19 protein-coding genes are annotated in these 16570 nt (G+C 66.8%); 12 read left to right on the top strand and 7 right to left on the bottom strand.

Annotated features, from left to right (window positions below):
* The 4 genes from VAE53_RS07295 to VAE53_RS07280 all read left to right on the top strand — a co-directional run.
* The coding region (locus VAE53_RS07295; protein WP_322818705.1) for a HEAT repeat domain-containing protein at positions 1–288 on the top strand (288 nt) is incomplete at its 5' end.
* Positions 285–731, top strand: coding sequence for an NUDIX hydrolase (locus VAE53_RS07290; RefSeq protein WP_322818704.1), 447 nt, complete (start codon positions 285–287; stop codon positions 729–731). The genes VAE53_RS07295 and VAE53_RS07290, both read left to right, overlap by 4 nt.
* Positions 728–1372, top strand: coding sequence for a GNAT family N-acetyltransferase (locus tag VAE53_RS07285; RefSeq protein WP_322818703.1), 645 nt, complete (start codon positions 728–730; stop codon positions 1370–1372). The genes VAE53_RS07290 and VAE53_RS07285 overlap by 4 nt, the downstream gene beginning before the upstream one ends.
* A gap of 103 nt (positions 1373–1475) precedes the next feature.
* Positions 1476–2864: a hypothetical protein gene (locus VAE53_RS07280; protein ID WP_322818702.1), complete on the top strand. Its 1389-nt coding sequence runs from the start codon at positions 1476–1478 to the stop codon at positions 2862–2864.
* On the opposite strand, the gene VAE53_RS07275 is transcribed toward VAE53_RS07280, so the two are convergent.
* From VAE53_RS07275 to guaA, 7 genes are all read right to left on the bottom strand, one after another.
* On the bottom strand, positions 2848–3621 hold the full coding sequence (locus VAE53_RS07275; protein WP_322818701.1) for a cobalamin-binding protein: 774 nt from the start codon (positions 3619–3621) through the stop codon (positions 2848–2850). The genes VAE53_RS07280 and VAE53_RS07275 overlap by 17 nt on opposite strands.
* A gap of 4 nt (positions 3622–3625) precedes the next feature.
* Positions 3626–3952, bottom strand: coding sequence for a phosphoribosylformylglycinamidine synthase subunit PurS (purS, locus tag VAE53_RS07270; protein ID WP_322818700.1), 327 nt, complete (start codon positions 3950–3952; stop codon positions 3626–3628).
* Positions 3949–4845, bottom strand: coding sequence for a phosphoribosylaminoimidazolesuccinocarboxamide synthase (locus VAE53_RS07265; RefSeq protein WP_322818699.1), 897 nt, complete (start codon positions 4843–4845; stop codon positions 3949–3951). The genes purS and VAE53_RS07265 overlap by 4 nt, the downstream gene beginning before the upstream one ends.
* Positions 4829–5527, bottom strand: coding sequence for a hypothetical protein (locus VAE53_RS07260; RefSeq protein ID WP_322818698.1), 699 nt, complete (start codon positions 5525–5527; stop codon positions 4829–4831). The genes VAE53_RS07265 and VAE53_RS07260 overlap by 17 nt, the downstream gene beginning before the upstream one ends.
* Before the next feature lie 71 nt (positions 5528–5598).
* A complete protein-coding gene (gene purB / locus VAE53_RS07255) occupies positions 5599–6891 on the bottom strand; it encodes an adenylosuccinate lyase (protein WP_322818697.1) in 1293 nt (430 codons plus the stop codon).
* A gap of 41 nt (positions 6892–6932) precedes the next feature.
* Positions 6933–8210, bottom strand: a complete 1278-nt coding sequence (gene purD / locus VAE53_RS07250; protein WP_322818696.1) for a phosphoribosylamine--glycine ligase — start codon at positions 8208–8210, stop codon at positions 6933–6935.
* Positions 8211–8214: 4 nt separating this feature from the next.
* Entirely contained in the window at positions 8215–9801 is a 1587-nt protein-coding gene (gene guaA / locus VAE53_RS07245; RefSeq protein WP_322818695.1) for a glutamine-hydrolyzing GMP synthase, read from the bottom strand.
* Between the two features lie 65 nt (positions 9802–9866).
* Between guaA and VAE53_RS07240 the strand changes: the two genes are divergently transcribed.
* From VAE53_RS07240 to VAE53_RS07205, 8 genes are all read left to right on the top strand, one after another.
* Positions 9867–10517, top strand: a complete 651-nt coding sequence (locus tag VAE53_RS07240; RefSeq protein ID WP_322818694.1) for an L-threonylcarbamoyladenylate synthase — start codon at positions 9867–9869, stop codon at positions 10515–10517.
* A complete protein-coding gene (gene rpiB, locus VAE53_RS07235) occupies positions 10514–10981 on the top strand; it encodes a ribose 5-phosphate isomerase B (RefSeq protein ID WP_322818693.1) in 468 nt (155 codons plus the stop codon). Before VAE53_RS07240 ends, rpiB begins: the two co-directional genes overlap by 4 nt.
* 8 nt (positions 10982–10989) lie before the next feature.
* Complete coding sequence (pgk, locus tag VAE53_RS07230) at positions 10990–12165, top strand: phosphoglycerate kinase (protein ID WP_322818707.1); 1176 nt, start codon at positions 10990–10992, stop codon at positions 12163–12165.
* A 103-nt stretch (positions 12166–12268) separates the two neighbouring features.
* The gene (locus tag VAE53_RS07225) at positions 12269–12700 is read left to right on the top strand and encodes a hypothetical protein (RefSeq protein ID WP_322818692.1); all 432 of its coding nucleotides are present in this window, start codon (positions 12269–12271) and stop codon (positions 12698–12700) included.
* Between the two features lie 3 nt (positions 12701–12703).
* Positions 12704–13447: a triose-phosphate isomerase gene (gene tpiA, locus VAE53_RS07220; RefSeq protein WP_322818691.1), complete on the top strand. Its 744-nt coding sequence runs from the start codon at positions 12704–12706 to the stop codon at positions 13445–13447.
* A 2-nt stretch (positions 13448–13449) separates the two neighbouring features.
* Positions 13450–14385, top strand: a complete 936-nt coding sequence (gene miaA, locus VAE53_RS07215) for a tRNA (adenosine(37)-N6)-dimethylallyltransferase MiaA (RefSeq protein ID WP_369294038.1) — start codon at positions 13450–13452, stop codon at positions 14383–14385.
* A 26-nt stretch (positions 14386–14411) separates the two neighbouring features.
* The gene (dapF, locus tag VAE53_RS07210) at positions 14412–15257 is read left to right on the top strand and encodes a diaminopimelate epimerase (RefSeq protein WP_322818689.1); all 846 of its coding nucleotides are present in this window, start codon (positions 14412–14414) and stop codon (positions 15255–15257) included.
* 112 nt (positions 15258–15369) lie between these two features.
* Positions 15370–16536, top strand: coding sequence for an LL-diaminopimelate aminotransferase (locus VAE53_RS07205; RefSeq protein WP_322818688.1), 1167 nt, complete (start codon positions 15370–15372; stop codon positions 16534–16536).
* Positions 16537–16570: the final 34 nt, after the last annotated feature.

The following is a 16570-nucleotide window of genomic DNA, read 5'->3' as shown; positions in this document are numbered from 1 at the left end:
GAACAGCTCACCGCCGAAGACCCAGAAATGCGATTCGAGGCTGCCCTCGCGGCCGGCACCCTCGGCTCCGAAGAGCTCGTCCCGGCCCTCGGCGAAGCCCTCCAGGATAGCGACGCCGAAGTCCTTTTCGCCGTCATCGAAGCCCTCGGCGATATCGGCGGCGAAGCCGCCGTCGAACTCCTCCAAGCCTATCGCGAAGAAGCCCCACCCGGCCTCGAAGACGCCGTCGAAGCCGCCCTCGAAGCAGCCCGCGGCATCCACTTCCGCCGCCTCGGAGAGCTCCCGTGAGTGCCCGCTCCTTCCTCCCCATCGAAGACGTCGTCTCCGCCGGCGGCATCCCCTGGCGCCGCAACCACCGTGGCGAAATCGAAATCGCCATCTGTGGCCGCCGTGCCGACCGCCTCTGGGTTCTCCCCAAAGGAACCCCCGACCCCGGCGAGCCCCTCGAAGAAACCGCCCTCCGCGAAGTACGCGAAGAAACCGGCCTCGACGTCCGCCTCGGCGACCGTCTCGGCACCATCGAATACTGGTTCACCGCCAACGGCACCCGCTACCACAAGCGCGTCCACCATTGGCTCATGGAACCCATCGGCGGCGACGTCGCCAACCACGACCACGAATTCGACGAAGTCCGCTGGGTCACCATCCCCGAAGCCCTCGAGCTCCTCACCTACGAAGGCGAACGCGGCCTCGTCCGCCAAGCCGCCCAGCGCCTCGGAGTCGACGTGTGACCCTCTCTACCCCGCCGGCCGACTACGACCAGCTCGTCGTCGCTCGCGGGCCCAACCTCGTCCTCCGTCACCGACTCCGGGAAGATGCCATCGACGAATTCGCCTGGCGGCGAGACCCCGAAACAGCCCGGCTCAACGGCCAACCACCTGCGCCCCCATCCTTCGCCCGCTTCCTCGAAACATTCGAAAACGAACTGCGTCTCGCCGGCCACGGCCGCGATGCCTTCGCCATCGATACCGCCACCCGCCAACACATCGGCACCATCATGTACTACAACGCCGAGAGCGGCGAATCCGCCGAACTCGGCATCACCATCGGCGACGCCCGCCATCGTGGACGCGGATTCGGGCGCGAAGCCGTCGTCCTCTTCCTCCGCCATCTGTTCGCCAGCCACCCCTTCCGCGAAATCTACCTCCACACCCTCGAGCACAATACCGCCGCCCGCAGAGCCTTCGCCGCGGCTGGCTTCAGCCCCACCGTCACCATCCTCCGCCACAGCCACCGCTACATCCGCATGGAAACCCGCCGCGAATGGTGGCTGCTCTGGGACATGGAAGGCAGATTCGCCTACGCCGATCCGCCACCGCAACGCCCCGATGCCCGCCCCTCCACATTCACCCCGCTGTCACCCGGGGAGTAGCCGCTTCATCACCCCCTCGATCTGGGCGCTGTCTCGCGAATGCCGACCTTCAAGGTAGAGCACGCGCGCCCCATCGGCGCTCGGCGCAACGTAGGTAGGTGCCATGGACCATCCCTATCCCCCGACCTCCGGCAGCCTCGCGATGCAGCCGGAGTATGCCGAGGAAGCGCGCCAGCAAGCACCCCGCCCGGCCCCGACCCACCTCCGCGCCCTCCCCACGCTCCCCGAGGCGCCCGACCATATTGACGAGCTCGGCCTCCCCGAACGGTTCATCGAAGACCTCACCCTCAAAACCCTCTACCGCATCACCATCCCCACGCCCATCGGCGTCGCCAACGCCATGCGCGTCTCCCCCGGCGTCGCCCGCGAAGCCCTCGATGAACTCCGTCGCCAGAAACTCGTCGAAACCACCTCCGCCTCCGGACGCCTCGAGACCGAATGGCAATACCGACTCACCGAGCTCGGAATGCGCGAGGCCGAAAACGCCTTCGGCCGAAGCAAATACGTCGGACCCGTGCCCGTCCCCATCCAGGACTACTTCCGCGTCCTCGAACGCGATACCGAAATCGGCGCACCCGACCCCGTCCGCCTCGCCCGCGCCCTTCAGCAGCTCGTCCTCGCCCGCGAAGTCGTAGCCAAGGTCTGCCTCGCCCTCACCAGCGGCCGCCCAGCCATGCTCTGGGGCGCACCCGGCAACGGCAAAACCACCATCCTCGAACTCACCAGCGAGGCCATCCAGGGCGTCACCCTCATGCCCATGGCCGTCTACGTCAGCGGCCACATCATCCGCCTCTACGACGACCTCGTCCACCAGCCCGTCGAAGGCGACGACACCGCCGATGCCACCTCCCAGTTCGACCGACGCTGGCTTCGCATCAAGCGCCCCTTCGTCTTCGTCGGCGGCGAGCTCCGCCCAGAAGACCTCGATCTCGCCTACGACCCAGCCCTCGGCTATCACCAAGCCCCGCCCCACGTCAAAGCCCACGGCGGCCTCCTCGCCATCGATGACTTCGGACGCCAACAAGTCTCCCCCCACGCCCTCCTCAACCGCTGGATCGCCGCCCTCGAACGCGGCGAGGACACCATGTCCCTCGTCACCGGCGAACGCATCACCTTCCCCTTCCGCTCGACCATCTGCTTCAGCACCAACCTCGAACCCAAAACCATGCTCGAAGAGGCCCACCTCCGGCGGATCCCCTACAAAATCCGGATCCCCGAGCCAACCCCCGAGCAAATGGCCGAGATCTTCCGCCGCTTCGCCGACGCAATGGGCGTCGAAGCTACCCCCCAGGCCATCGACATCGCGGTCGAGCTCGTTCGCCGCGCCTCCCAAGGCAACCTGCGCAGCTGCCACCCGCGCGACATCCTGCAGCTCATCATCGAAGAATCCCGCTTCGTCAAGCGGCCACCGGTGCTCGAACCCGGAGCCGCGAGGCGGGCTTGCGAAGTCTATTTCGCCGTCGACCCCGGCCCGATCACACCCCGCCAGTGACTCCGCCGATAATCGCTGCCAGCTGACGCGCACCATACAAGAGGCTCGGCCCCGGCGCCAGAATATCGGGCGACTTCACCTCGAACAGCCGCCCCGCCCGGACGGCGCTCACCCCCTCCCATCCCGGCCGCGCAGCGATCCGATCCAGGCGTGCCTTCTTCCCGCACCAGCTCGCAACGATCACCTCCGGATCGCGCCGTACCACCTCCGCCCCATCCACCACACGGTCGCGCGCCGAACGGCATCCCCGCAGCTCCGGAAAGATGTCCTCGCCGCCACACAGCTCGATCAGCTCGCCCACCCACGCGATCCCCGAAATCAGCGGATCGTTCCACTCCTCGAAGTACACCCGTGGCCGCCACGCTGGCCGCCGACGAAGCGACTCCAGCTCCTCGGCGAACCACCGAGCCAGCTCGCGCCCCCGCTCTGGCTCTCCGCAAGCCGCCCCCACCAGCGCAATCGCCTCCGCCGTCTCCGCGAGCGTCCGCTGATTCGTGATCAACACCGCCACCCCCGAACGAATCAGCTCCATCGCGATCTCCGCCTGCAAATCGCTGAAGCCCAACACCAGGTCCGGCTCCAACCCCAGAATGCGCTCCACATTGGCCGTTCGGAAAGCCGCCACCTTCGGCCGCCGACGAGCCTCCGCTGGGCGCACCGCGTAGCCGCTCACCCCCACGACCCGATCACCCGCGCCAACCGCGAACGCCATCTCCGTCGTCTCCGCCGTCAGGCAAACGATCCGTCGTGGCACCATCGCCTCACGTCGCCTTTTCCAGCTCGAACTCGTACATCTCGATCACCGGATTCGCCAACAGTCGGCTGCACATCTGCTCCACCTGCTCCGCCGCCGCCTTCGCGTCAGCGGCGCGCAGCCTCACTTGAAAGAACTTCCCCGAACGCACCCCCTCCACACCCCCGAACCCCAGCGAGCCAAGCGCGTTCGCTATCGTCAGCCCCTCCGGGTCGTTCACTGTCGGCTTCAATGCCACGTACACCCGAGCCACGAATGCCCGCCCCCCGTCGTGCTCCGCTCCCGCCTTCTTCGTCTTCTTCCCGTCCTTCGGCTTCCCGTCCTTCTTGCTCACAACGAAAGCTCCTCTCCAGTAAGCATCCGGTACGCCTGGAAGTACCGGTCGGTTGTCGCCGCCACCACCTCCGGTGGCAGCTCCGGCACCGGGTCCCCCTCCCGCCAATTGGCAGCCAGCCAGTCGCGTACCGGCTGCTTGTCGAGGCTCGGTTGCGGGCCCCCGGGTCGATATTCGCTCGCCAGCCAAAAGCGGCTGCTATCCGGCGTCAGTACCTCGTCGATGAGAATAACCTCCTCGTTCCACCACCCGAACTCGAACTTCGTATCCGCAATCACAATCCCTCGCTCCAGAGCCACCGCGTGCGCGTACCCGTACACCGCGAGCGTCCTGATCCGCATCGCATTGGCAGCCTCCTCCCCCACCAGCGCCGCCAACTCCGCATAGCTGATGTTCCGATCGTGCCCCTCCGCCGCCTTCGTGCTCGGCGTGAAGATCGGCTCCGGAAGCCGGTCCGATTCCCGGAGCCCCTCCGGCAACCGTATCCCGCAAACCATCCCCGTCTCCCGGTACTCCTTCCAGGCCGAACCCGACAGGTATCCCCGAGCGATGCACTCCGCATCGAGGCGCTTCGCTTTTCTCACCACCATCGATCGCCCCCAGTATTCCGGCCCTACCTCGAATGGGAGCTCGGCCCGATTCGACTCCGTGACCACCCCAATGTAGTGGTTCGGTACCACCGCCCCGATCCGCTCGAACCACCAGGCCGAAAGCATCGTCAACACGCGCCCCTTCCCCGGAATCGGCGTCGGCAGCACCACGTCGAGCGCCGAAATCCGGTCCGTCGCCACGATCAGCAGCCGGTCGCCGAGGTCGTAGGTATCCCGCACCTTCCCCCGGTAGACTGGCGCCGGCAGCTCGGACCGAACCATCACATCAGCCACGTTCGGCATCCCGCAAATTGAGATAGAACACCGTCGTCGTCGCCGAAGTGAACGCGACCAAAGGCACCGCCAGCACCCCTTGCACCACCGAAACGACCGCCTGGGTAGCCACTTGCGTCCCTCGGGAACCACCCACCAGCGCCTCCAGCGACTGAATCAGCACCGCTGGGCCGAGAAAAATCAACACCGTGAGCAGCACCACACCGAGCATCCGGAGCATGTGGCCCCGCATCATCCCCCAACTCCGCCCCAGCGCGCCGAATACCGTCCGTTCCTCCAACAAATAGGCCTGGTACACCAGCGCGAAGCGGATCGCCACATACGGCAGCAGCACCAATCCCACGATGGTCAGCGCCAGCGCCGCCGAGACCGCCAGCAGCACGACCAAGAGCGCCAACAGCCCGCCCATCCGCGTGAAAGCAGGGTCGAGCGCCTCCGTCAGCGTCGTCGGTTTCCCCTGGAGCAGCCCCGCGATCGAGACGATCGCCGCCCCATGGGCTACCTGCGCGAACAGCGCCTGGGCTGCCCCAGCGATTAGCAGCAGTGCCAGGTAGCCCCCTTCCGCTGCATCCAGCGGCGTCTCCCGGAGTACCGTGCTCAATGCGAACGCGATCACCGCTGCCGTCACGATAGCCACCGGGACCTCGACCACCGCGACCGGCAGCAACACCTCGCGCGGTCGGGACGTCACGAGCTCCCACGCCGAACCGATAACCCGGCGTGCCGGAAGCAATACCACGCCCCCCGATTGCGCCGGCTCCATCACAGGCCGAGGCGCTCGAACGTCGCGCCGATATGCTTCAGATAGAAGCCGTAATCGAACAGTCCCCGGAGCTCCGCCTCCGAAATCCGCGACGTCACATCCGGATCCGCCAGCAACAGGTCCAGGAACGGCACCCGCTCGTTCCACGCCCGCATCGCGTTGCGCTGAACGATCGTGTAGGCCTCCTGCCGGCTCAGGCCCGCCTCGATCAGCGCTAGTAGCACCCGCTGCGAAAACACCAGCCCGTACGACCGGTCCAAGTTCTCGCGCATGTTCTCTGGGTACACCCGCAACCGACTCATGACTCTCGTGAACAGGTCCAGCATGTAGTCCAGGACGAGCGTCGCATCCGGCAGCACGATCCGCTCCGTCGAAGAGTGGCTGATGTCCCGCTCGTGCCACAACGCCACATTCTCCATCGCCGTCACCGCGTATCCACGAAGCACCCGTGCAAGCCCCGTGATCCGCTCGCACAGCTCCGGGTTCCGCTTGTGAGGCATCGCGCTCGAACCCGTCTGCCCCTCGTCGAACGGCTCCTCCGCCTCCCGCACCTCCGTCTTCTGGAGCGCCCGAATCTCCGTCGCGAACTTCTCCAGCGAAGCCCCGATCAGCGCCAGCGTCGTCACGAACTGCGCGTGCCGGTCCCGCTGGATAACCTGCGTCGATGCCGCCTCGATGCCAAGTCCCAGCTTCTCGCACACCAGCTCCTCCACCCGCGGCGGCACCGAAGCGTGCGTCCCCACCGTGCCCGAAATCGCCCCGACGGCTACCATCTCCCGCGCCGCCACCAGCCTCGCCCGGTTCCGGCGCATCTCATCGACCCAAACCGCGAGCTTCAATCCAAAGGTCGTCGGTTCGGCATGCACCCCATGGGTCCGCCCCACACAGAGCGTGTCACGATGGGCCCGCGCCTGCCGCTCCAGCACCACCAGCAGCGCATCGATATCCGCCAGCAGGATGTCGCTCGCATCCCGAAGCTGAAGCGCCGTGGCCGTATCCCACACATCCGAGCTCGTCAGCCCGTAGTGCACGTACCGCCCCTCCTCGCCCAACGAATCCGCCACCGAGCGGAGAAACGCGGTCACGTCGTGGTGGGTAATCGCCAGATACTCGTCGATCTTCCCCAGATCGAACGACGCGTCCCGCCGAATCTTCTCCGCCGCCTCCCGCGGAATCACCCCGAGCTCCGCCCACGCCTCGCAGGCCGCCACCTCCACATCGAGCCAGCGACGATACTTCGCCTCGTCGGTCCAGATTGCGGCCATCTCAGGCCGTGAGTAGCGCGGAATCACCTCGCCATGGTATCCCGCCGCTTCCAACCGGAGAAGCCGCGTCAGGCCTCCTCGACGGCCTCCAGCGCGATGTCCGTTCGGTAGTGCATGTGCTCGAAGCGAATCCGCCGCACATTGTCGTAGGCCCGTTCCCGCGCCTCCCGGACCGTCGCCCCACGAGCCGCGACCGTCAGCGACCGCCCGCCCGAGGTCACCACCTTTCCATCCACCAATTTCGTCCCCCCGTGGAAAACCAACACGTCCGGGTCGACTCGCTCCAGTCCCTCGATCGCCTGCCCAGTCTCGTACTTCCCAGGGTAGCCACCCGGCACCAGCACTACGCATACCGCCGGCTCCGATGCCCACCGAACCTCCACCTCGTGGAGCCGCCCCTCCGCTGCAGCACGCGTTACCTCGTACAAGTCCGACTCGAGCCTCAACATGTGCACTTGCGTCTCGGGGTCGCCCGAACGAGCGTTGTATTCGATTACCTTCACCTCCCCCTCGCGGACCATCAGGCCTGGGAACAGCGTCCCGACGAACGGATGCCCCTCGGCGGCCATCCCGCGCAGCACCGGCGCGATCACCCGCTTCTCGACAACGTCAGCCAAACGCTCGTCCATCCCCCGTGTCGGAGCATAAGCCCCCATCCCGCCCGTGTTCGGCCCCTGGGCCCCGTCCAGCGCCCGCTTGTAGTCCGTCGCGAAGGGCCACAGCACCGCCGTCGTCCCATCGCAGAACGCGTGCGCACTCGTCTCGAAACCGGTGAGCTCCTCCTCCACCACCACCGTCGACCCTGCTTCGCCGAACGCCCGCTCGATCAGCATCGAACGGAGAATCGCCAGCGCCTCTGCTCGGTTCGCAGCGCCCACGGCCCCCTTTCCGGCCGCAAGCCCCGACGCCTTCACCCAGAGCCGCTGCTCCGGCAGCGATTCCACCCACGCCGCCGCCTCCTCGTATCGGTCGAACGAGCGTCCCCGCGCCGTCGGGATTCCATGCCGCTCCATGAACGCCTTCGCCCACGCTTTGCTCGCCTCGATGCGGGCCGCGGCCGCCACGGGGCCGTAACAGAGAACGCCCTCCGCCGACAATCGGTCCACCAGCCCCAGCGGCTGGGGGTCGTCCATCGTCGCCAAATAGAAATCGACCCGGTGCTCCTTCGCCGCGCGCACCAGCCCGTCGATATCCGTCGGCCGGATGTCCAAATTGCGCGCCACCTGAGCGGTCCCAGCGTTCCCCGGAGCCACAAAAATCTCGCCAACGTGGGGAGATTGCGAAAGCTTCCACGCCACCGCATGCTCCCTTCCGCCGCTCCCCACCAACAAAACCCTCGCGCTCATTCCCCTACTCCCACTCGATCGTCCCAGGCGGCTTCGGCGTGATGTCGTAGACCACCCTATTCACCCCCGGGACCTCGTTCACGATCCGGTTCGAAATCCGCGACAGAAGCTCGTGCGGCAGCCGTGCCCAGTCCGCCGTCATCGCGTCGTCGGCCACCACCGCCCGGACTGCCACCGCATAACCGTACGTCCGATAATCGCCCATCACCCCGACCGTCTTCGTGTCGGTCAGGACAGCGAACGCCTGCCAAATGTCCCGGTACAAGCCCGCCTCGCGGATCTCGTCCATCACCACCCGGTCGGCTCGGCGGAGAATGTCCAGCTTCTCCCGCGTGACCTCGCCAATGCACCGAATCGCAAGCCCCGGCCCCGGGAAGGGATGTCGCCACACCATCTCCTCCGGCAGCCCTAGCGCCTCGCCAATCCGCCGCACCTCGTCCTTGAACAAATACCGGAGCGGCTCGACGAGCTCCAGCTTCATATCCGGCGGCAGCCCGCCCACGTTGTGGTGCGTCTTGATCGTGCTCGCACCCTTCCCGTGCGAGCCGCTCTCGATCACGTCCGGATAGAGCGTCCCCTGGCAAAGAAAGCGCGCATCCGCAATCTTCCTCGCTTCCCGTTCGAACACCCGGACGAACGTGTTCCCGATCCGAACTCGCTTCGTCTCTGGGTTCGTCACCTCCGCGAGTTGAGCCAGGAACTCCTCCGCTGCCTCGACATGGACGAGATCGATGGCCAAGTTCCTCCGAAACGTCGTCACCACCTCCTCCGCCTCGCCCATCCGCAGGAGCCCGTTGTCCACGAAAATGCACGACAGCTGCTCACCCACCGCCCGGTGCACCAGAACCGCCGCCACCGCGCTGTCGACGCCCCCCGAAAGCCCGCAAATCACCCGCCCGCTCCCGACTTGCTCCCGGATAGCCGCGACCGTCTCCTCGATGAAGTTGCCCGGCGTCCACGTTCCCTCGCAACCGCAGATCCTCTGCACGAAGTTCCGGAGAATCTCCCTCCCTCGCGGCGTGTGGACTACCTCCGGATGAAACTGGAGCCCGTAATATCTCCGCCCCACATCGGCCATGACCGCGTGCGGCGAGTTCGCCGTGCTCGCATAACCCGTAAAGCCCGGCGGCAGCACCTCGATCCGGTCGCCATGACTCATCCAAACCTCGAAATCCGCCGGAATCCCATCGAGCAGCGGCACCGCGTGCTCGCGATGCACCATCGCCGGGCCGTACTCCCGCTCCAGTCCCGGCGCAACTACCCCACCCAGCTGGTGCGCCATCGCCTGCATCCCGTAGCAAATCCCCAACACCGGCAGCCCCGACTCCCATACCCAATCCGGCGCCATCGGCGCCCCCGCCTCGTAGACACTGTTCGGCCCGCCCGAAAGGATAACCCCCCGCACGTCCATCCCCGCCAGGCGTTCCCGCGGCACGTCGTAGGGCAGCAGCTCGCAATACGTATTGAGCTCACGAACCCGCCGCGCGATGAGCATCGAAAACTGCGACCCAAAATCCAGCACCACGATGCTCTCGTGCCGCTTCGCCGGATCCTGCGCGCCGGGAGAAGTCGAAACGTCTACCTCAGCCATCGAACACGCTACACTCTAAGCGAACGCTATCCGACCGCAGGGGTCCGGGCAACGGACCCCATCGCATGCCCGTGAATCAGCCCCACCCGTCCCTCATCGACCGCGCCGTCGAGCTGCTCAGAGCCGGCGAGCTCGTCATCCTCCCCACCGACACCGTCTACGGCATCGCCGCCGACGTCAGGTGCGACGACGCGGTAGAGGCCATCTACCGCGCCAAGCAGCGCGATCCATCCCAGCCGCTCCAGCTCCTCTTCGGACGCGATACTTCGCTGCTCGAACGGTACGCCCAACTCACACCTGCCGCCCTGAGGCTCGTCGAAGTCCTCGGACCAGGCGCATGGACGATCATCGTGCCTTGCCGCCCCGGCTGGTCCAGCCCAGCGCTCTCCGGTGGTACCACGGTCGGCTTTCGCATCGTCCCCGTCGACATCGTGCTCGATATCGTCGATGCCCTCGGCGCCCCGCTCGCCGCCACCAGCGCCAACGTCCACGGCGGCCCCAGCCCCGTCACCGCCGACGAAGCCGCCCGCCAGGTCGGGCCATTCTGCGCCATGACCATCGACGCCGGTCCCACCGCCCAGGGCATCGACTCCACCGTCATCGACCTCTCCACCGATGAACCCGTCGTGCTGCGCGAAGGCGCCATCGCCGCAGCAGACCTCGCCCGTATACTGGGCCTGGCCGCCATCCCCGTCCGCAGGAGCCTTCGACCGTGAAACTCGCCTTCGGCGCCGACCACGCCGGCTTCGAACTCAAAAACCACCTCGCAGCCTTCGCCCGCGACCTCGGCCACGACGTACTCGACCTCGGCACCCACAGCCCAGACTCCGTCGACTACCCAGATTTCGCCGAGGCCGTCGCCCAGGCCGTCCTCGATGGCCGCGCCGACCTCGGCATCGTCCTCTGCTCCAATGGCGTCGGCATCAGCATCACGGCCAACAAAGTCCCGGGTATCCGGTGCGCCCTCTGCCACACGAGCTGGGGCGCTGCCAGAGCCCGCCAGCACGTCGATGCCAACATGCTCGCCCTCGGAGCCTGGGAGATAGGCCGGGGCGTCGCCGAGGATATCCTGCGCGCCTTCCTCACGAACCGGTTCGAAGGCGGCCGCCACGAACGCCGCATCGCCAAGCTCCACGCAGTCGAACAGCGTGGGATCGCCGCCAAGGTCGTCCAGCCGTGACCCCGAGCATCGGGAAAAAGACCGTCCGCGACGTCGACGTTCGCGCCCGACGCGTCCTCGTGCGCGCCGACCTCAACGTCCCGCTCGACAACGGCGTCATCACCGACGACACCCGCATCCGCGAATCCCTCCCCACCATCCAGTACCTGCTCGAACACGGCGCCCAGGTCATCGTCTGCTCCCATCTCGGCCGCCCCAAAGGCCCCGATCCGGCCCTCTCCCTCGCCCCCGTCGCGGGTCGCATGGCGAACCTCCTCGGCCGCGAAGTCCTCTTCGCCGAAGACTGCGTCGGGCCCGTCGCCGAGGCCGCGGTCGCCTCCATGGGCCATCACGTCCTCCTCCTCGAAAACCTCCGGTTCCATCCCGAAGAAGAAAAGAACGACCCCGAGTTTGCCCGCCAGCTCGCCCGGCTCGCCGACCTCTTCGTCAACGATGCCTTCGGCGCCGCCCATCGCGCCCATGCCTCCACCGAAGGCATCACCCACTACCTCCCCGCCGTCGCGGGCCTGCTCATGGAAAAAGAGGTGCGCTACCTCGGCGCCCTCGTCGCCAATCCGCCACACCCCTTCGCCGCCCTCATTGGCGGTGCCAAGGTCAGCAGCAAGCTCCCCGCCATCCAACACCTCCTCCCGAAGATCGACCTCCTCCTCATCGGCGGCGGCATGGCCAACACCTTCCTGAAGGCCAGCGGCTTCCACGTCGGCGCCTCGCTCGTCGAAGACGAGCTCCTCGAATCCGCGCGCCAGGTCATGCGCGAAGCGGCATCTCGCGGTATCCGAATCCACCTACCCGTCGATGTCGTCGCCGCGAGCCGTTTCGCCCCCGACGCCGAAACGACCACCGTCACCGTCGACAGCGTGCCCCAAGGCTACCTCATCCTCGACATCGGCCCAGAGACGGTCCGCCAGTATACCGAAGCCCTCCAGCCCGCCAAAGCGGTCATCTGGAACGGCCCAATGGGCGTCTTCGAAATGGAGCCATTCGCCAACGGTTCGTTCGAACTTGCCCGCGCCGTCGCCAATCTCGACGCAGTCACCGTCGTCGGGGGCGGAGAGACCGCCGCCGTCGTCGTCGCCTCCGGGCTCCAAGGCCGCTTCACCCACGTCTCCACGGGTGGGGGAGCTTCCCTCGAAATGCTCGAGGGCAAGACCCTCCCCGGCGTCGCCGCACTGCTCGATGCCTGACCACGCGTATTCCGCGGCATTCCCCTTCCGCGGCCGGGGTGCTGGGGCGGCATTCCTCTGGAGCTCCACGGTCCTGTTCGCCGCGCTCGTTATCACCGGCACCGTGAGTGCAGCGCGCACCGGCTCCCTCCTTCCACTGCTGCTTGTGCCTGTCTTCCTCGCTGCCGCGGCGCTGGTCGGCGCCATGGCTGCCCGCCTCCCCGCAGCGGGCGTCCGACCGTCCTCAGCCGGGCTCTCCATCCGCTTCCCCATCGCGCTCGACCGGACCATCCCCTGGTCCGACGTCGCCAGCGCTGAGCTCGCACGCCATCCGCTCTGGCACGGCCTCGGAATCCGCCTCACGCCGGGCGGCAGCGTCGCGCTCGCAACCCTGCCCGGGCCTTGCGCAGAAGTCGCCTTCCGAGCCCCCCAACAGGTGACGGTGCTCCCCGGAGTCGCACGAGTCCAAGCCCACCGGCTTCGCCTGACCGTCGAGTCCCCCGCCGACCTCGTCGCCGCTATCCAGTCCCGTCTCGAACCAGTCCGGAGGTCCTGACCCATGCGCCGACCATTCGTCGCCGGCAACTGGAAAATGAACACCACCGAATCCGAAGCCATAGCCCTCGCAGCCGCCGTCCGCGACCGCACCCAGCGAACCACCTGCCACGTCGCCGTTTGCGTGCCCCACCCCCATCTCGCACCCGTCCGCGACGTGCTCCGCGCGAGCGACATCCTGCTCGGCGCCCAAGACGTCTTTTGGGAGCCCCGGGGCGCCTACACCGGCGAAGTCAGCGCCCCAATGCTCGAAAGCTACTGCCAGCTCGTCATCATCGGCCACAGCGAGCGCCGCCAGTACTTCGGCGAAACCGACGAGTGGGTCAACCGCAAACTGCGGGCAGTCCTCGCTTCCCGTCTCGACCCCATCGTCTGCATCGGTGAAACCCTCGACCAGCGCCGTGCCGGCGAGACCGAAGCCGTCCTCGCGCACCAGCTTCGGAGCGCCCTTGCCGGCATCGACCTTACCCCGCGCATCACCATCGCCTACGAGCCGGTCTGGGCGATCGGCACCGGCGAAACCGCCACCCCCGCCCAGGCCCAAGCCGCCTGCGCCTTCATCCGATCCATCCTCCGGCAGCTCGGCGGCGCCATCGCCGACGCCATCCGGATCCAGTACGGTGGGAGCGTGAACCCCACGAACGCCCCCGACCTCCTCGCCCAGCCCGACATCGATGGCGCACTCGTCGGTGGCGCCTCGCTCGACGCCGACCAGTTCGCCGCCATCTGCGCGGCCGCCCAATCCTAATGCTGCGCCGCCTCGTCGCCATCGTCGGCCCGACCGGGGCGGGCAAAAGCGCCGCCGCACTCCAGCTCGCGCAGCGGCTCGGCGGTGAAATCGTCAACGCCGACAGCCGCCAAGTGTACCGCGGCATGGACATCGGAACGGCCAAACCTACGCCGGCCGAACGCCGTCTCGTCCGCCACCACCTCTACGACACCCGCGATCCCCGCCAAAGCTACTCCCTCGCCGAATACCTGGCCGATGCGCGCGAGGCCCTGGAAACGATCTGGGCGCGGGGCAACTTCCCCTGGCTCGTCGGCGGCACGCCCCAATACATCTGGGCCCTCCTCGAAAACTGGCAAGTACCGCCCATCCCTCCCGACCCCGCCCTCCGCACAGCCCTCCAGGAAATCGCCCAACTCGAAGGCCCCGCCTCTCTCCACGCCCGCCTCGCCGCCGTCGATCCAACCGCCGCCGCCCGCATCGACCCTCGCAACAGTCGCCGCATCATCCGCGCGCTCGAGGTCTACCAAAAAACAGGTCGCCCCATCTCCGAATGGCAGAAGAAAACCCCACCCGATTTCGAGTTTCTCCTCTTTGCCATCGATGTCCCGCGCCGCGAGCTCTACGCCCGCGTCGATGACCGGGTCGAGCGAATGTTCGCGGCCGGGCTCGTCGACGAAGTCCACACCCTGCTCCAGGCCGGCGTACCCCCCGACGCGCCCGCCATGTCCTCCATCGGCTACCGCGAAGTCGTCGCATACCTCCAGGCGCAAACCACCCTCGCCGAGGCCATCGAGCGGACAAAGCGCGCCACCCACCGACTCATCCGCTCGCAAGAACAATGGTTCCGCCGCGACGACCCGCGCATCACCTGGGTGCGCCACGCCGACGACATCGAACTCCAGGCCAACATCTTCACCGGCGTCTGCACCAACACCATCCGCGGCGAGCGCCGATAGCCACGCCACAAGCTAAACTGACCCCCATGCGCGTCACCAAAATGCACGGGCTCGGCAACGACTACGTCTACCTCGCTCCTGCCAGCGAATCCGAGCACGACTGGCCCGAACTCTCCCGCCGAATCAGCGACCGCCACTTCGGCGTCGGCAGCGATGGCCTCATCCTCGCGCTCCCCTCCACCATCGCCGATGTCCGCATGCGAATGTTCAACGCCGATGGCTCCGAGGCAGAAATGTGCGGAAACGGCATCCGCTGCCTCGTCAAGTTCGCCATCGAAGAAGGACTCGTCCCCGCCGATCGCCAACAGGTCACCGTCGAAACCCTCGCCGGCATCAAGACCCTCACCGTGTACCGCGAAAACGGCGTCGTCACCGCCGCCCGCGTCGATATGGGCCCGCCCTCATTCGATCCAACGTCCCTCCCCGCAGCCGTCGAAGGCCCCGGCCCCATCATCGACCTTCCCATAACCATCGATGGCATCGACCTCCACCTCACCCTCGTCAGCATGGGCAACCCACACGCCATTCACTACCTCGACTCCGACCCCGACGACTTTCCCCTCGAACGCATCGGTCCCCTCGTCGAACACCATCCGCTCTTCCCCAAGCGGGTCAACTTCCAAGTCGTACAGGTCCTCGGCCCCGGCGAAGTCAAACACCGCGTCTGGGAACGCGGCTCCGGCATCACCCTCGCATCCGGTACCAGCGCCGCGGCCGTCGCCGCCGCATCCCACCTCCGCGGTTTCACCGGCCAACGCATCGTCGACCACATGCCCGGGGGCGACCTCGTCCTCGAATGGGATGGGGCCGGCTCCGTTTTCATGACCGGACCTGCCGTCCGCGTCTTCGATGCGGAATGGTACGGCCCCTGACCGCCCACACCCACCAGCCCTAACCCCATCCCGTGGTACGATCCCAAACGTTCGTGCGCTGGGCGGCCCTCCCCCGCGCGCGTCGCATCACTCCATCCCAGGGACCGCACCCATGAAACTCGCCCGCCGCGTCGAGGCGCTGCCCCCCTACCTCTTCGCCGAAATCTCCAAAAAAATCGCCGCCAAGCGCGCACAGGGCGTCGATATCGTCACCTTCGGCATCGGCGATCCCGACCTCCCGACCCCGCGCCACATCCTCGACGCCCTCCACCAAGCCGCCGAAGACCCAGTCAACCATCGCTACCCCGAATCCGAAGGCCTCCCCGAACTCCGCGAAGCCATCGCTCGCTACTACCAACGGCGATTCGAAGTCGCCTTCGATCCCCACAAAGAAACCCTCCCCCTCATCGGTTCCAAAGAAGGCATCGGCCACATCGCCCTCTGCTTCATCGACCCTGGCGACATCGCTCTCGTTCCCGACCCCGCCTACCCCGTCTACGAAATCGGCACCATGTTCGCCGGCGGCCAATGCTATCGCCTCGACCTCGATCGCCAGAACGGCTGGCTCCCCAACCTCGACGCCATCCCCGAAGACGTCGCCCATCGCGCCAAAGTCCTTTGGCTCAACTACCCCAACAACCCGACCGGCGCCGTCGCCCCACTCGACTTCTTCGAAAAAGCCGTCGCCTGGGCCAAAAAATACGACGTCGCCATCCTCCACGATAACCCCTACTGCGACGTCGCCTACGATGGCTACAACCCCGTCACCATCTTCCAGGTCCCCGGCGCCCGCGACGTCGCCGTCGAATTCAACTCCTGGTCCAAGGCCTACAACATGACCGGTTGGCGCATCGGCATGGTCGTCGGGAACGCACACATGGTCGATGCCCTCATGCGCGTCAAATCCAACCTCGACAGCGGCATCCCCCAGGCCATCCAAAAAATGGCCATCGCCGCGATCGACGGGCCGCAAGATTGCATCGATGAACATAACCGCATCTACCAGCGCCGCCGCGACCGCATCGTCGAAGTCCTTCGCAAGTGTGGGCTCGAGGTCGATCTCCCCAAAGCATCGCTCTATGTGTGGGCCAAGCTCCCCGAAGGCATCACGAGCGCCGAGTACGCCGCCCGCCTCATCGACGAGACCGGCGTCGTTGTCACGCCGGGCCGCGGCTACGGCGTCAACGGCGAAGGGTACATCCGCCTCTCCGTCACCACCCCCGACGACCGCCTCGAAGAAGGCATGCGCCGTCTCGAAGCCTGGTCCGCACGCCAGTGAACCCTGCCCCTCGCCGCGCCACCCAACGCGGAGT

This window comes from Tepidiforma sp. (assembly GCF_034432735.1).
Lineage (GTDB): Bacteria > Chloroflexota > Dehalococcoidia > Tepidiformales > Tepidiformaceae > Tepidiforma.
This window is presented reverse-complemented; position numbering and strand designations above follow the sequence as displayed.

Coding starts and splice junctions, on each gene's coding strand:
- guaA (WP_322818695.1), bottom strand. CDS start 9,801: ATGGCTGAGGTAGACGTTTCGACTTCTCCCGGCGCGCAGGATCCGGCG.
- VAE53_RS07275 (WP_322818701.1), bottom strand. CDS start 3,621: ATGGTGCCACGACGGATCGTTTGCCTGACGGCGGAGACGACGGAGATG.
- tpiA (WP_322818691.1), top strand. CDS start 12,704: ATGCGCCGACCATTCGTCGCCGGCAACTGGAAAATGAACACCACCGAA.
- VAE53_RS07205 (WP_322818688.1), top strand. CDS start 15,370: ATGAAACTCGCCCGCCGCGTCGAGGCGCTGCCCCCCTACCTCTTCGCC.
- dapF (WP_322818689.1), top strand. CDS start 14,412: ATGCGCGTCACCAAAATGCACGGGCTCGGCAACGACTACGTCTACCTC.
- VAE53_RS07265 (WP_322818699.1), bottom strand. CDS start 4,845: ATGCCGAACGTGGCTGATGTGATGGTTCGGTCCGAGCTGCCGGCGCCA.
- VAE53_RS07240 (WP_322818694.1), top strand. CDS start 9,867: ATGCCCGTGAATCAGCCCCACCCGTCCCTCATCGACCGCGCCGTCGAG.
- VAE53_RS07280 (WP_322818702.1), top strand. CDS start 1,476: ATGGACCATCCCTATCCCCCGACCTCCGGCAGCCTCGCGATGCAGCCG.
- purD (WP_322818696.1), bottom strand. CDS start 8,210: ATGAGCGCGAGGGTTTTGTTGGTGGGGAGCGGCGGAAGGGAGCATGCG.